Origin of the sequence: Halomonas sp. 141 (assembly GCF_002810305.1) — a bacterium.
Lineage (GTDB): Bacteria > Pseudomonadota > Gammaproteobacteria > Pseudomonadales > Halomonadaceae > Vreelandella > Vreelandella stevensii.
The window spans coordinates 28,850-43,567 of the sequence record NZ_PINZ01000027.1; the positions used below are offsets into that span (position 1 = coordinate 28,850).

10 protein-coding genes and 1 tRNA gene are annotated in these 14,718 nt (G+C 55.2%); all 11 read left to right on the forward strand.

Translation table 11 applies throughout. The features are described 5' to 3' along the window. Positions 1-111: 111 nt before the first annotated feature. Positions 112-1,638 carry a M81 family metallopeptidase gene (locus CWI66_RS12075; RefSeq protein WP_100731809.1) on the forward strand — a complete coding sequence of 509 codons (1,527 nt, stop codon included), beginning with the start codon at positions 112-114 and terminating at the stop codon, positions 1,636-1,638. 30 nt (positions 1,639-1,668) lie between these two features. Then, positions 1,669-3,279, forward strand: coding sequence for an ABC transporter substrate-binding protein (locus CWI66_RS12080; protein WP_198517567.1), 1,611 nt, complete (start codon positions 1,669-1,671; stop codon positions 3,277-3,279). 99 nt (positions 3,280-3,378) lie between these two features. Continuing rightward, the gene (locus tag CWI66_RS12085; RefSeq protein WP_058579874.1) at positions 3,379-4,320 is read left to right on the forward strand and encodes an ABC transporter permease; all 942 of its coding nucleotides are present in this window, start codon (positions 3,379-3,381) and stop codon (positions 4,318-4,320) included. Then, a complete protein-coding gene (locus CWI66_RS12090) occupies positions 4,320-5,213 on the forward strand; it encodes an ABC transporter permease (RefSeq protein WP_084812742.1) in 894 nt (297 codons plus the stop codon). Before CWI66_RS12085 ends, CWI66_RS12090 begins: the two co-directional genes overlap by 1 nt. Continuing rightward, positions 5,210-6,883, forward strand: a complete 1,674-nt coding sequence (locus tag CWI66_RS12095; protein WP_232710885.1) for an ABC transporter ATP-binding protein — start codon at positions 5,210-5,212, stop codon at positions 6,881-6,883. The genes CWI66_RS12090 and CWI66_RS12095 overlap by 4 nt, the downstream gene beginning before the upstream one ends. A 34-nt stretch (positions 6,884-6,917) precedes the next feature. Further along, positions 6,918-8,087, forward strand: a complete 1,170-nt coding sequence (locus CWI66_RS12100; protein WP_100731811.1) for a M20 aminoacylase family protein — start codon at positions 6,918-6,920, stop codon at positions 8,085-8,087. A 75-nt stretch (positions 8,088-8,162) separates the two neighbouring features. Beyond that, positions 8,163-8,249 (forward strand) — tRNA-Leu (locus CWI66_RS12105). Between the two features lie 512 nt (positions 8,250-8,761). Next, entirely contained in the window at positions 8,762-9,178 is a 417-nt protein-coding gene (locus tag CWI66_RS12110; RefSeq protein ID WP_100731812.1) for an SAM-dependent methyltransferase, read from the forward strand. Next, positions 9,175-10,467, forward strand: a complete 1,293-nt coding sequence (locus tag CWI66_RS12115; RefSeq protein ID WP_100731813.1) for a tyrosine-protein kinase family protein — start codon at positions 9,175-9,177, stop codon at positions 10,465-10,467. The genes CWI66_RS12110 and CWI66_RS12115 overlap by 4 nt, the downstream gene beginning before the upstream one ends. Continuing rightward, positions 10,464-11,900 (forward strand): hypothetical protein, encoded by a 1,437-nt coding sequence (locus CWI66_RS12120; RefSeq protein WP_100731814.1) that lies wholly within the window; start codon positions 10,464-10,466, stop codon positions 11,898-11,900. The genes CWI66_RS12115 and CWI66_RS12120 overlap by 4 nt, the downstream gene beginning before the upstream one ends. 429 nt (positions 11,901-12,329) lie before the next feature. Beyond that, complete coding sequence (locus CWI66_RS12125; protein ID WP_232710887.1) at positions 12,330-14,666, forward strand: hypothetical protein; 2,337 nt, start codon at positions 12,330-12,332, stop codon at positions 14,664-14,666. The last annotated feature ends 52 nt before the right edge of the window (positions 14,667-14,718 follow it).

A 14,718-nucleotide genomic window follows, 5' to 3' on the forward strand; every position in this document is an offset into this window, starting at 1 on the left:
AGGGCAACAGTTTCATAATGCATCGGTCATTGCTTGTCTGTCTATGCCACGCCTAGAGTGAAAAATATGTGACTGCTGCACTGCGTCATATACTTAAGTCTAGGAGAAGGGATGAAAATTCTGATCGCGGGTTTTCAGCATGAAACCAATACTTTCGCGCCTACCAAAGCTGTCTACGAGAGTTTTGTTCAAGGGGGAGGTTTTCCCGCGCTATGTCGGGATGAAGCTTTACTTGAGCTCGAAAAGGTAAATATACCGATTGGTGGATTTATCACGGCAGCCTTAGCCGAGGGGCATCAATTGTTACCCGTGATATGGGCCGCAGCAAGCCCTTCGGCGCATGTCACTAAAGATGCTTTTGAGCGTATTGCCGGTGAAATAACCCTCGCTGCTTCGTCTGATACTTTTGACGCTATTTATCTCGACCTACACGGCGCAATGGTTTGCGAACATCTCGCTGATGGCGAGGGTGAACTGTTGGCTAGACTGCGTGAGATCGTGGGCAGTGAACTACCGATAGTGGCTAGTCTTGACCTGCACGCCAATGTTACCCAGCGCATGCTTGAAGCGGCATCTGGCTTAGTGGCCTTCCGCACTTATCCACATGTGGATATGGCTGAAACGGGCGCCCGCACCATGGCGCTGCTCAAACGCATCTTCGATGGCGAGACGTTACATCTCTCGTCGCGGCGCATTCCTTTCCTTATTCCTATTTCCGCTGGCAGTACCTTTCTTGAACCAGCTCAGAGTGTCTATCACGGGCTTAGCGAACATGACCAGCGCAGTAACGGCGTGTGTTCATTCGCTGCCGGCTTTCCCGCAGCGGACTTTGCTGAATGCGGCCCAGTCGTTTGGGGGTATGGGGCCGACCGTGAGCGGCTAGAGGCTGACGTAGCGCGGCTTGCTGACGAGATCGTCACTCTTGAAGCGCGCTGGCAAGTCCCTTTTCTGACGCCTAAAGAGGCCGTTGCTGAAGCAATGCGGCTTGCTAATGGTGAAAACCGACCAGTGGTTATTGCTGATACCCAGGACAACCCGGGTGCCGGGGGCGATGCAACCACCACCGGTATGTTGCGTGCGCTGGTGGAAGCGGATGCCCAAGACGCCGCCTTAGGGTTGATTTGTGACCCGGCGGCGGCTGCAAAAGCACATGCCGTGGGTGAGGGGGCACGGATTTTGCTTGCGTTGGGTGGAGAACCAAGTGTTGGCGATGCACCACTGGAAGCCGAGTTCGAGGTGGTGCGCCTGAGCGATGGCCGCTGTCGTTTCGACGGCCCAATGATGCACGGCAATCAGGTCGATCTTGGCCCCAGTGCGCAGTTAAAAGTAGGCGGCGTGGCGATCTTAGTGACCAGTCGTAAGAGCCAACTACTAGATCGCAACCTGCTACGCATGGTGGGTATTGAGCCTGAGGTAAAGAAGATTTTAGTGCTCAAAAGCTCGGTACATTTTCGTGCCGATTTTCAGCCGATCGCCGCGGCTATTTTGATCGCCAAATCGCCTGGCCCAATGGCGGCTGACCCCGGCGAGCTGCCTTGGCGGTACCTGGAGCCGGGTATCCGAACTCGTCCCATGGGAGAGCCTTTTGTTCCTCCTGATGAGGCTTCGCAATCTAATTTGGTTGGCCACTCAGAGTAGTTCTATCACCAAGAAAAAAGAGGTATCACGATGCAATCTACAGTAGTGATTAAATCGTCTCCTGGCATGGTTCGGAGCCTGCTTAGTGCGACGCTGCTCAGTTTTGGTGCAATGTCATTTGTTGCCGAGACCCAGGCGCAAACCGTCAACGCAGTTATGCATTCAGGGGTGCGGATCATTGATCCAATCCTAACCACGGCGCATATCACCCGTAATCACGGTTATATGGTGTTCGATACCCTGCTCGGCATGAATGAAGAGTTCCAGCCACAGCCTCAGATGGCTGACTGGGAAATCTCTGATGACGGCTTGGTCTATACCTTCACGCTGCGCGACGGACTTACCTGGCACGATGGCGAGGCGGTCACCGCTGCCGACTGTGTTGCCTCTCTTGAGCGCTGGGCAAAACGCGACTCCGGTGGTTTGATGTTGATGAACCATGTCGAATCGCTTGAAGCCAGCGACGAACGCACCATCACCCTGACCTTATCTTCGCCGTTTAGCTATGTACTCGAGCTGCTTGCCAAGCCTTCCTCTGTTCCCGCATTCATGATGCCCGAGCGCCTGGCGAGCACAAGTCCTGAAGAGGCAATTCCTGAGCAGATCGGTTCTGGCCCTTTCCGTTTTGTTGCTGACGAGTTCCAGCCTGGTAATCGGGTTGTATATACCAAGTTCGAGGAGTACGTGCCCCGTGATGAGCCGCCAAGTTGGACGGCGGGCGGCAAGGTGGTCAATGTTGACCGCGTCGAGTGGATCACCATGCCCGACCAACAAACGGCTATTAACGCCTTGGGCAGTGGAGATATCGATTTCATTGAGCAGGTGCCGCTTGATCTGGCGCCGCTGCTTGAAACCAATGACGACCTAATCCTTGAGACACTCAGCGAGATGGGCAGCCAAACCATGGGGCGGATGAACTTCCTCTATCCGCCCTTTGACGATGTGCGTATTCGCCAGGCGGCGATGCTGGCGATGAATCAAGAGGATGTGCTTGCGGCCTTGGTTGGCAATGCTGATTACTACGAAGCATGTGGCTCTTTCTTTGGTTGCACGACGCCGTTAGGCAGTGATGCTGGCACCGATACCTGGATGGCCACTGGCGATCTTGATCGGGCTCGCGAGCTACTGGAAGAGGCGGGTTATGACGGCACCCCGGTAGTCATGCTACAGCCTACTGATGTGGCAACGGTCTCTCCCCAGCCGGTGGTGGCTGCTCAAGCACTGCGTCAGGCCGGTTTTAATGTCGAAATGCAGCCGATGGACTGGCAGACGCTGGTGACGCGACGTGCCAGCCAGAATGATCCAGCGGATGGAGGTTGGAACATGTTCTTCACCAACTGGATTATCCCGGAAGTGTGGAATCCTATCGTCAACCCGATGCTCAACGCCCAAGGGCGAGAGGGTAGTTTCTTCGGCTGGCCCAAGGATGAAGAGCTGGAAGCCATGCGCCTGGATTTCGCCATGGCTGAGAGTGACGAAGAGCGAGAGCGTATTGCAGAGGCGATACAAGTCCATGCGCTTGAACAGGTTATCTATGTGCCTCTAGGCGATTATCGCTCGGTCTCCTCCTGGTCCAACCAGCTCGACGGTGTGCTCAAAGGGCCTGTGCCCGTGTTCTGGAATCTGACTAAGAGCGAATAAGGTTTTGCCAGTGCGCGAGGGACATTACGTTCGCTAGTGAACCTGCGCACTGGCCTTGTTATTCGACCATGCCTATCCACAACCTATAGCAGGCACCGCATGTTCGCTTACTTCATTCGCCGTATTTTAGCCTCGATCCCCGTTATGTTGGTGGTAGCGCTGTTTGTCTTCCTACTGCTGCGTCTCTCGCCAGGAGATCCGGCAGCCATTATTGCTGGGGATATGGCAAGCCCCGCTCAACTCGCCAATATTCGGGCGGCATTAGGGCTTGATCAGCCGCTGCATATCCAGTTCTTTGTTTGGCTTGGAGAGTTGGTACGCGGCAATTTCGGGACATCGCTGATTTCCCAGACACCAGTATTAACAATGATCGGGCAGCGCCTAGAGCCAACCGTCAGTTTGGCGGTGGTAGCGATACTGTTTACCGTGGTTATCTCTGTTCCGCTAGGGGTCATTGCCGCTTGGCGCCATGGGCGCTTTCTCGACAACCTGGTGATGTCGGCCTCGGTGGTGGGGTTTTCGGTGCCGGTATTCGTGATTGGCTATTTATTGATTCAGCTGTTTGCCCTTGAGCTGGGCTGGCTGCCGGTGCAGGGCTTTCGAAGTCTTAGCGAGGGAATTGCCCCTTTTGCCAGTCGCATCGTGCTGCCAGCGCTAACGCTCTCTTCGATCTATATCGCGCTTATCACGCGTATGACCCGCGCCAGTATGCTTGAAGTTCTTGACGAGGATTATATCCGTACCGCCCGCGCCAAAGGGCTTGCCGAGCGTGCGGTGCTCTTTCGCCATGCCTTGCGTAATGCGGCGGTACCGATTCTAACCGTGATTGGTACCGGCTTTGCCCTGATGATTTCTGGGGTCGTGGTCACCGAGAGTGTGTTCAATATTCCTGGCCTAGGGCGGCTGATAGTGGACGCTGTACTGGCCCGCGACTACCCGGTGATCCAGGCGTTGATTCTGCTCACTGCCGGGCTCTACGTGATTATCAATCTACTGATCGATCTCTCCTACGCGATCACCGACCCGAGGATTCGCTACTGATGCATGCCTCGCACTCCCACTTTACCGTCGCCCCCGAAGGGCGCGGCGTTAGCCGCCTACTGTCGCGGCTAAGCCAGACTCGCCCGCAGGGAGTTACCCTGGCCGCTGGCCTTGTGCTGATCTTGATCGTAGCTGTCGCCCTGTTTGCACCTTGGCTAGCGAATCATGACCCGCTGGCGCTATCGCCCGCTAACCGCCTGAAGCCCATGGGGAGTGAGTTTTGGCTCGGCACCGACCCTTATGGACGCGATCTCTACTCACGGATTGTCTATGGCGCCCGCGTGTCGCTAACTGTCGGGCTAGGAGTGGCCGTGACAAGTGTGGCTATAGGCTTACCGCTAGGCTTGTTGGCGGGTTACTTCCGTACCCTTGACGCGATATTGATGCGCATCATGGATGGATTGATGGCAATCCCCGGCATCCTGCTGGCGATTGCCATTGTCTCGCTCACCAGCGCCTCCCTATGGACAGTGATGATCGCGATTATGGTTCCCGAGATCCCCCAAGTGGTGCGTCTGGTCCGCTCGAGGGTACTGGCAACTCGCGAAGAGGCATTTGTGGAGGCTGCGATATTGATGGGCACCTCCACACCGAAGCTGCTGTGGCGTCACTTGATGCCGAGTACCCTGGCCCCGCTGATCGTGCAGGGCACCTATATCTGTGCTTCTGCCATTCTTACCGAAGCTATTCTCTCCTTTCTTGGCGCGGGGATCGGCACTGAAACACCTTCATGGGGCAATATCATGTCCGAAGGGCGGGTTTACTTTCAGCTTAAGCCTTCGCTGATCTTCTGGGCCGGGCTGCTGCTATCGGCCTGCATTCTATCGATTAATCTGCTCGGCGATAGTGCACGCGATGCACTCGATCCGAAGATGAAACGGAGGATGTCATGATGGCGGACACCCCGATACTTGAGGTTGAAAACCTGGTTGTCGAAACCGCTGGGCATAAGCCTACGCGTATTCTGGACGCTATCTCATTCGCCATTAGCGCTGGCGAGACGCTGTGCCTGGTGGGGGAGAGCGGTTCGGGTAAATCGGTCACCTCGCTTGCCACAATGGGACTGCTGCCCCCCGGAGCGCTGGTCGCGCGCAGTGGGCAGATTCGGCTTGCCGGGGAGGATGTGCTCGCCGCCACACCGGCCCAGTTACTAGCCCTGCGCGGGCGGCATATGGCGATGATCTTTCAGGAGCCGATGACCGCACTTAACCCGGTGTTAAGCGTAGGCCGCCAGCTGGACGAAGTGCTGTGCCAGCACACCTCACAAACAGCCCCGCAGCGCCGAGCCCGAGTGCTTGAGGTGTTTGAACAAGTCCACCTTCCCGACGTTGAACGTATCTATACAAGCTACCCTCATCAGCTCTCGGGCGGCCAGCGCCAGCGCATCATGATTGCCATGGCGTTGCTACTTAAGCCTCAATTGCTGATTGCTGACGAACCTACCACCGCCTTAGATGTGACAACTCAGCATCAGATTTTGGCGCTGATTAAACAGCTCCAGCGCGAGCATGGCACCGCGGTGCTATTTATCACTCACGATATGGGCGTGGTGGTGGATATCGCTGACCGGGTATGCGTCATGCATCATGGCCAGCTGGTGGAAAGTGGCCCTGTTGACCAGGTGCTGGGTAACCCTCAAGAGGCTTACACCCAACGCCTGCTTGCCGCAGTGCCTAGTCTGCTACCACGCCCGCCGCGGGAGGCCACCAGCAATAAAACGGTGCTGGAAGTGCAGTCGCTTGAGAAAGTGTTCAACGCTAACCAGGGTCTGATGCGTTGGTTGCGTAAGCCCGTCGCGCCGACCCGCGCCGTGGATGATGTCAGCTTTGTGCTCAAACGTGGGCGAACGTTAGGTATCGTCGGGGAATCGGGGTCTGGAAAGTCGACGCTGGCGCGCTGTGTGATGCGACTTATTACCCCAACAGGCGGCAATATCAGGGTCAGCGGTAAGCAGATTACTGAGCTGCCTAAATCGATGCTCAAGCCGCACCGCAAGCGCATTCAGATGATCTTCCAGGATCCCAATCGTTCGCTTAACCCGCGTATGACGGTGGGGCAGAGCCTGATCGAAGGGCCGACCAACTACGGTACACCACGCCGAGAGGCGCTGGCTCGCGGGCGTGAACTGCTCGAACTGGTAGGCCTACCGGTTGATGCCATTGACCGCTACCCTCACCAGTTTTCGGGTGGCCAGCGCCAGCGTATCGCTATCGCCCGGGCATTGGCCATGGAGCCCGAGGTAATCGTCGCCGATGAGGCAGTCTCCGCGCTGGATGTTTCGGTGCAAGCCCAGGTACTCAAGCTGCTTAATGAGATCCAACTTCGGCTGGGGATTGCCGTGCTGTTTATTACCCACGATCTGCGCGTGGCCGCGCAAATTTGCGACGACGTGCTGGTGATGCAGCGTGGCCGACTAATCGAATATGGTCCAGCGGCCCAGGTGCTTGCCCAGCCCAAGGCTGAATACACACGGCAACTAATGGAAGCCGCACCGGGACGTAGCTGGGATTTTGCCGCCGGTGCACCGCTCAAACCATTGCTCAGCCCAGTTGAGACACCCTAAGAATGATGATTTGTCATCCCCAACGGAGAACAAGATGACTACGATTGCTCGCATAGAAGAGTACGGCGATGAGCTACGCGCTATCCGCCATGATCTACACGCCCACCCCGAAATTGGCTTTGAAGAGCAGCGAACCTCTTCCATCGTCGCGGGCCTGCTGAAAGAGTACGGCGTCGATGAAATTCACACCGGGATCGCCACCACCGGGGTGGTTGGCTTGATCCACGGTCGCCTTGGCCAGGGTAAGCGCATCGGGCTACGCGCCGATATGGATGCACTGCCCATGGAGGAAGAGAGTGGTCTCTCGTTTAGCTCACAAACACCTGGACGCTTCCACGGATGTGGCCATGACGGGCATACCACCATGCTGCTGGGTACCGCCCGCTATCTTGCCGAAACCCGTAACTTCGCTGGCACTGTCGTGCTAATTTTTCAGCCAGCGGAAGAGGGGTTGGGGGGCGCTCGACGCATGATTGCAGAAGGGCTTTTTGAGCGCTTCCCCTGCGATGAAATCTATGGGCTTCACAACTCACCTTTGCATGGCCCAGGCGAAGTCGCGCTGTGCCCTGGCCCCGCCATGGCAGGTGCCGATTTCTTTGATATCACCGTAACTGGGCGCGGCAGCCACGGGGCGATGCCACACTACTCCCGCGACCCTGTGATAGTCAGTGGCGCTTTGATTCAGGCGCTGCAAAGCATCGTCAGCCGTAATATCAACCCCCACGACCCCGTAGTGCTCTCGATCACTCAGGTGCACTCTGGGTCGGCCTATAATGTTATTCCTCAGACGGTCACCCTTGCCGGCACCGTAAGAACCTTTTCCGACAGCGTGCGCGAGCAAACCCGTGAGCGTATGCGCACGCTGGTCGCTGGCATGGCGGCAAGCTATGAAGTTGATATCAATATAGAGATTCGCGATGTGTTCAGCGTGCTGGATAACGCACCCCTGCAGACAGAGCTACTCGCTGAGGCTGCCCGCGAAGTGGTCGGGCATGAGAATGTCAGCACTGATAACAAACCATTGATGGGCAGCGAAGACTTCGCCGACATGCTCAAGGTTGTCCCTGGTGCCTACTGCTGGGTGGGCCACAGCGGCAATATCCCGGTGCATAACCCGGCCTTCGTACTCGGCGACGATATTCTGCCGATTGGGGCCAGCCTATTTTCAAGACTGATTGAAAAACGGCTGTCGCCCGGTGCATGAATTTTTACGGATCTAGCTGATAACCACATGCTTTTATTGACGCGAGGAATAGTGTCTGTATAATTCGCCTCCATTGCCGGTATGGCGGAATTGGTAGACGCAGCGGATTCAAAATCCGCCGCCTTTACGGGTGTGCCAGTTCGAGTCTGGCTACCGGCACCATATTTAGAATCAGGGGCTTAGGCCCCTTTTTTCGTCTCTGAATGCCTCGTTTTTCTAGTCCTCTTTTCCTTCGGTTGTCCACTTTGTGTCCATCGGAATGTGCGGCGCGTACTTGATGGCATCGGCCAAATGGTCGGGCGACAGGTGTGCATAACGCATGGTCATGGTGTAGTGCTCTTCCCTGCTCGCGTAATGTTGGCATCGCTGCCGTTGGGGCAGAAGGAGACTTTGAGTGACTATCTAGTCTTGACTGGCCACTACATCTAGCTCTTTTACCTGCGATATGATGAATGTAAGGAAGCGCTAGCTGGTCGAGGTGAAACTGCAAGATGCGATTTCGTGGCTCCACTTAGACCCGTTGGGCTTTATGGTGATTTGCCCGTTTTCTGTTGAAGTGCAAGTATTTATGGCAAGACAAATTTCAGAAGGAATGGGGCGCACTGACGCCGAAGGGCTTGGTGCGCGTCTCAAGAATTTGAGAGAACGAGAGCAGCCATATTTAGGGAGGCAGGATGCAAAGCGATTTCCTGGATGCACACAACCGCCACTGGCAGGACGCCGAGCAGCTATTTGAGGCCGGACGCTGGGCAAATGCTGACCACCTGTTTGGTATGGCTGCCGAATGTGGGTTGAAACGGCTTATGCTGGCATTTGGTATGGAATTCGATACCGATAAAAACAGGCCGGAGCAAGGACAAGACCGGAGACATGCCGACGGTATTTGGACTCGCTACGAGGCCTATCGTAGCGGCCATCATCAGGGGGCCTGCTATGGCCTGTCTGCAGATAACCCCTTTCAAGATTGGGAGGTCTCGCAACGCTACGCAAATCAAAGTCACTTTGATCAGGCACATGTCGAGCCTCACCGAAGCGGTGCTGAGCAGGTACGGCAACGGATCCGGAGAGCTCAACAAGAGGGCTTGATATGATGACTTTTGACCAAATCCTGCCGGTCGTGAAGACGGTGCTGGCTCCTCACGCCGCGCTGATTGCCCGTATCCAACCGGTCGTTATAAACCGGGATCTCAACGGGCGCGTGAGACTGATTGTGTCCGCCAATGTTGAGCGTGAAACGGAGACGTGGGCTGGATGCCGCTCAATCGTAAAGGAGTTAGCAGAGCGGCTCGGTGCACATGCCTTCCCGGCAGAGCAGATGATTCTGCTTGAGGATGACATGACCTCTGTGCTGACTGACGTGCCGGGATTTACGCTGGAAGGGTTTGAGGGCGTTATTGTGGTTGACCGCTTGGCAAGCGAAGGACGTTGGGCCAGCATTGCCCCCGTTTCCGATGGTGTGCCTCGCGTCGTGTTCTTTTCCATCAAAGGAGGAGTAGGTCGTTCAACCTCACTGGCTGCGTCGGCTTGGTCGCTGGCTGAATCTGGCAAGCGGGTGTTGGTACTGGATCTGGACTTGGAGTCTCCGGGGCTTTCATCCGGTTTGTTGCCTGCTGATAAGCGGCCAGCTTACGGTATTACCGATTGGTTGGTAGAAGACCTTGTCAATAATGGTGGGGCCGTGTTTGAGGACATGGTGGCCACCAGCGAGCTGGCTCATGATGGCGAGATTTATGTGGTCCCTGCCCATGGTAGTGCTCCGGGGGACTATATCGCCAAGCTTGGCCGGGTCTGGATGCCAAAAATAAATGAGCAGGGCAAACAAGAGCGCTGGTCACAACGACTGAGTCGCTTGCTGGACCAGCTGGAGCAACGCTGGCAGCCTGATATCATCTTGATAGACTCCCGCTCAGGCATTGATGAGGTGGCGTCTAGTTGTGTCACCGACCTCGGAGCCGGTCTGGTCCTTTTGTTTGCTATTGACGGGGAGCAAACCTGGTCCGGCTATCGAATTTTGTTCAGCTATTGGCATCAGGCCGATGTGGTGCGAGACATCCGTGAACGCTTGCAACTGGTGGGGGCCATGATTCCAGAAACCAGTGCGATTGAGTATTTCGCGAATTTAAAAGAGCGTAGCTGGGATCTGTTCTCTGATGCTCTTTACGATGAAGTTCCACCCGGAGCGACTACTGATGAATTATGGAACTTTGACGACAGTGATGAAGTGGCTCCGCACTATCCTTGGCCAATCAAATGGCACCGTGGTTTTGCAGCGCTGACGTCTTTACATACCCGCTTGGAACAAATAGATCGTCAGGAGGTAAGATCCATTTACGGAACATTGGTTGATGGATTAAATGACTTCTCGGGAGACATACAATGACCTCACTAGGCACGATTCGAGAAGCCATATTACAGGCGCTCCCACTAGAGACATCATACAATGGCAGTGCTCCACCACTGGAGCATCTATATGTACCGCCGACCCATCTCAAGGCTCTGAGGCCAGAGTGTCAGCTGGTAGTGGGAACCCGCGGTGTGGGTAAATCAGTTTGGACCGCGGCACTTCATGATCAGGTGCTACGCCAACGTCTTGGCTCTTCCATACCGCAGCTTGACCGGGCAGAAATCCGTATAGGCTTTGCGGAAAGCCCCGAGCCCAACCATTACCCCGATGCAGAAACTTTTGCGCGCTTGATGCAACTGGGAAGTGATCCTTATACCGTTTGGCGTGCTGTGATTATGCGGTGGGTTGCAGATTTCATTGAAGAAACGATCCCTCATGAGAGCTGGGATGAAAGTGTTGAGTGGGTCAAGAATAACCCGGAAAAAGTTTCACGGTTCATGATCTTGGCCAGTGACAAAATAGGGGGGGAGAAAAGGGATGGCATCATTTTGTTCGATGCCTTGGACAGGCTAAGCAATGACTGGCATGTCATGGACCAAATCGTGCGTGACTTGTTACGTGTAGCACTTTGGTTAAAACCTTATCCTCATCTCTCTGCCAAGATTTTCTTGCGTGAAGATCAGCTTGAACGCACCGTAACGGACTTTCCAGATGCTTCTAAACTCCAGGCAACCAGGGCTGAGTTGTCGTGGGCACGGCATGATTTGCATGGGCTTCTGTGGCAATACCTCCTGAATGGGCCAGGCGAATACGGTGAAGTTCTTCGGAATATTTACACCAGGACCTTAGGGAACGAGCCACGCAAAGACAATAGTCACTTTTTTCCTGGCGATGAGATTAAGCGAGAGAGCCCCGCGCAACGCGCCCTGTTTGATGCATTGGCTGGCCCTTGGATGGGTAAAGACCGACGTAGAGGCGTGCCCTATATTTGGACGGTGGGGCATCTGGCGGATGGGCAGGGGAGAACCTCGCCGCGCTCCTTTATTGCAGCAATTCGCCAAGCGGCGGAAGACACCTTGGATCGCTATCCGGATCATCAGCATGCTTTGCATTTTGAAAGTATCAAGCGTGGGGTGCAGAAGGCCTCCGAAATCCGTGTTAATGAATTTGCTGAGGATTATCCTTGGGTTAAGGCGGTTCTCACCCCATTGCAAGGCTTAACAGTGCCGATTGCGTTTGAGTCCATCCAGCAACGCTGGGAGGAAACTTATCCCGGAGGAATGCAAGAAGCTAATATGGGGGGGCGGCTCCCTCCGCAGCATGTGGAAAGAGGATGGCCAGGGTTACGAGAGGATTTGCTAACCTTGGGGGTGTTCGAAGAACGCAAGGACGGCCGCATTGATATGCCTGACTTATACCGCGTTGGCTTTGGCCTAGGGCGTCGCGGTGGTGTAAAACCGAGGAAGTAGCTGTTTGGTTTCGCAGCGTAGCGGCTCGATTAACGGTTTTATCAGTGGACTCTAATTCCTTACGTGACGACATTGCGTGAAAGGATGAAACCGCCAAATGAGTGTCGTGTATGGACGAGAGGGCTGACTTCTGCTGACTGCCGTCTGGTTGCCATGGCACGGTCACCCAAGCGCACAGGGTAGATATGGCAAACCTGCGCAAGACTCCGGGGGAGCCCTCAGCACTGCATTTGCGGTTTGAAGTCAATGAATGCTCTTAAATAGGGCATTACCCCCTCTTTTTTCAGGTTTCTTTCCTACTTCTTTATGAAATACTTGACCCCATTTGAATGGCGCCTTTCCGTGAGGCTGCCGGGGCGACGGTCGCCTAACTAATTAGAAAACGCATTCGCCATGAGCGCTTGCGAACCTTCAGTGGAGATGTGCTCAATGGCGATGTCATCAGCCGATATTCTCAAGTCGACACAGCCCGGCGTTGTGAACGGTCATTTGCTCAATGGTGTCAGGGTCAGCAGCGTAGAGGCTCAGGGCGCTTGGCAAGCACTTGCCGACACCCGCAGCGACGTATCGCGCATTGAAGTACCGGCAGATCCCCATGAGCGCGTGGCCTTCGTGCGCCGCTGGATGGAAAAGAACCAGAAGACTCTCAAGCAAGGTGGCATGGCCGCCACGCTCGTCCTGCCCTTGCTCGCCCAGCAGGCCTTGGCCGATAAAATGGTGCCAGTGAATGACCTGCAAGGAGTGTCAGAAGTCATTCGCCAGCCCAACGGTAGCCTGACGCTGATGATGAACAGCGGCCAGCGTATCGACTTGATGGCGGCGGACGTGGCGCTGGCCAACGGGCGCGTCGTGGTCGATGTGGACGCTCTCATGCAGCAGCTCGGTAATGACAGCGGTCTTCTGGTGCCGCTCAGTCAGCTACCGGATGTGCAAACCTGGGAGCTGCTGCCTGACGGGAACGCTCTGGTGACGATGGCCGATGGGTCGCAGGTCGTGGTGCCACGCTGGGCGGTGGTCGAGCAGGGTGACCTGTTGTTGATCAGCCCCAGCGATGCCTTGCAGCAAGGCATCGCCGCTGGAGAAGACTTCGGTAATTTACTGTTCGTGCCCAGCGCCTCGTTTACGTCGGCACCATCGGGCGCCGCTGCCGCGGCGGGGACCACTGGCTCGAACAGTGCGCCGGTCAGCTCGTTTGCCGATATCCCGCCATGGCTTTATATCGGTGGTGGTGCCATTGCGGTAGGTGCGGCGGCTGCAGGCGGTGGTGGCGGCGGTGGCAGCTCGCCAGCACCTGAGCCAGCACCAGAACCAGAGCCAGAACCAACGCCAGAGCCGCCTGTAACGGTGAGCGGTTATGTCATTGATGGCTATATTTCAGGCGCTACCGTTACACGAGCGCTTGACGCTAATAGTGTGACGACCAATCGAGAAGGCTTTTTTGAGGGCTTGCAGGGCAGCGGTATCTTGACCGCGACTGGCGGGGTCGATATCTCGACCGGTCTGCCTTTTGTCGGTGAGCTGCGGGCACCTGAGGGGGCGACCGTCATTACACCGCTCACCACTATGATGGTACAACTGGCTCAGCAGTTTAATTTGAATGATGCGGACGCCCAAACGGCTATTAAAACGGCGTTAGGACTCGACCAGCGTATTGACCTGGTGAACACTGACCCACTGGCTGAGTCGTCGCCGAACGCAGACTTGCTTATTGCCGGTGTCAAGGTTTCGAGTTTGTTGGCCATGGCTGCGACGGCAGGTATCAGTAATGAGGATGCTCTGTCTCTGCTGGCTGAGGCGTTTAATGAGGCTGATGATGTCGATGCGCCACTCAGTAATCAGGAAATGGCCGATTTACTGGGTTTGCCGACAATTGCAGGCCAAGTGACGCAGGCGCTGGATGCCATTGATGCGGCGGGTGAAAATCTGAATGTAGAGGCCTATCGTGAAGGTGTGCGTAACCCGCTGCGCGATGCACAGCGTGATGCGCAAAATCCTGATAGCAGTCTATCCGACACTATTGAAACCCGTGCCGACCTACCCTATTTGACGTTACAGCAAGCCGTTACGCTGTCACAAAATAACGAATTACCCTCTCAGTATTTGCTTAATCCGGACCAGCCCTTTGCGTCCGGTAATCTCGGGCTAACGGTGGCAGCTGACCGCTTGGTGCTTGTGCAGCAAATTCTGGAAGGTGACTACGATGCTGATAGTGCCCCCATCGCGCTTGAAGATATATATACGTGGGCTATTCGCGCACGTGTAGAAGATGTATTGGTGACAGGTGGTCTTGAGCGCCCAGCGGTATTGGGTGCCACACGTGTCATGGTAACCAACGACACCATTAGGCCTGACCAGTTTGCAGATTTAAACACGCTGGATAACTTTGTGTTGGGCAACACGATAGTGCCTTATCGTTTGGAGCAGGCGCTTAATACATCTGAAATGCCTGCGAATTATACTCTTGACCCAGATACTCTACTGCTCAAAAACGACTTGACGCTTCGCGAAGCAGCGGAGTTGATTGATGCAACACGTTTGCTGATAGACCGTGCAGTTAATGCCGAAGAAGATGGTTTGACGCGAGAGATGCTGCTTGACTGGACTGTTTTGGATAGCTTCCAAAACGTTATTAGCGCGTCCAGTGCTGATCCTCAGTTGAATGAGGCGGGGCGTGTGAGTGTGACCGAATCCATAATTACACCGGCTCAATTTTCACAGCTGAGCAGGCTTGATAATTTTGACCTAGGGTGCGTTAACAATTGCTGATGGAGATCGGGCTGATTTAGAATATCAGCATTTTTCGGTGATCTATGCCTCG

What these genes read in the sequence shown, in the direction of transcription:
- CWI66_RS12075 (WP_100731809.1), top strand. Translation starts at nt 112, where the DNA reads ATGAAAATTCTGATCGCGGGTTTTCAGCATGAAACCAATACTTTCGCG.
- CWI66_RS12080 (WP_198517567.1), top strand. Translation starts at nt 1,669, where the DNA reads ATGCAATCTACAGTAGTGATTAAATCGTCTCCTGGCATGGTTCGGAGC.
- CWI66_RS12085 (WP_058579874.1), top strand. Translation starts at nt 3,379, where the DNA reads ATGTTCGCTTACTTCATTCGCCGTATTTTAGCCTCGATCCCCGTTATG.
- CWI66_RS12090 (WP_084812742.1), top strand. Translation starts at nt 4,320, where the DNA reads ATGCATGCCTCGCACTCCCACTTTACCGTCGCCCCCGAAGGGCGCGGC.
- CWI66_RS12095 (WP_232710885.1), top strand. Translation starts at nt 5,210, where the DNA reads ATGATGGCGGACACCCCGATACTTGAGGTTGAAAACCTGGTTGTCGAA.
- CWI66_RS12100 (WP_100731811.1), top strand. Translation starts at nt 6,918, where the DNA reads ATGACTACGATTGCTCGCATAGAAGAGTACGGCGATGAGCTACGCGCT.
- CWI66_RS12110 (WP_100731812.1), top strand. Translation starts at nt 8,762, where the DNA reads ATGCAAAGCGATTTCCTGGATGCACACAACCGCCACTGGCAGGACGCC.
- CWI66_RS12115 (WP_100731813.1), top strand. Translation starts at nt 9,175, where the DNA reads ATGATGACTTTTGACCAAATCCTGCCGGTCGTGAAGACGGTGCTGGCT.
- CWI66_RS12120 (WP_100731814.1), top strand. Translation starts at nt 10,464, where the DNA reads ATGACCTCACTAGGCACGATTCGAGAAGCCATATTACAGGCGCTCCCA.
- CWI66_RS12125 (WP_232710887.1), top strand. Translation starts at nt 12,330, where the DNA reads ATGGCGATGTCATCAGCCGATATTCTCAAGTCGACACAGCCCGGCGTT.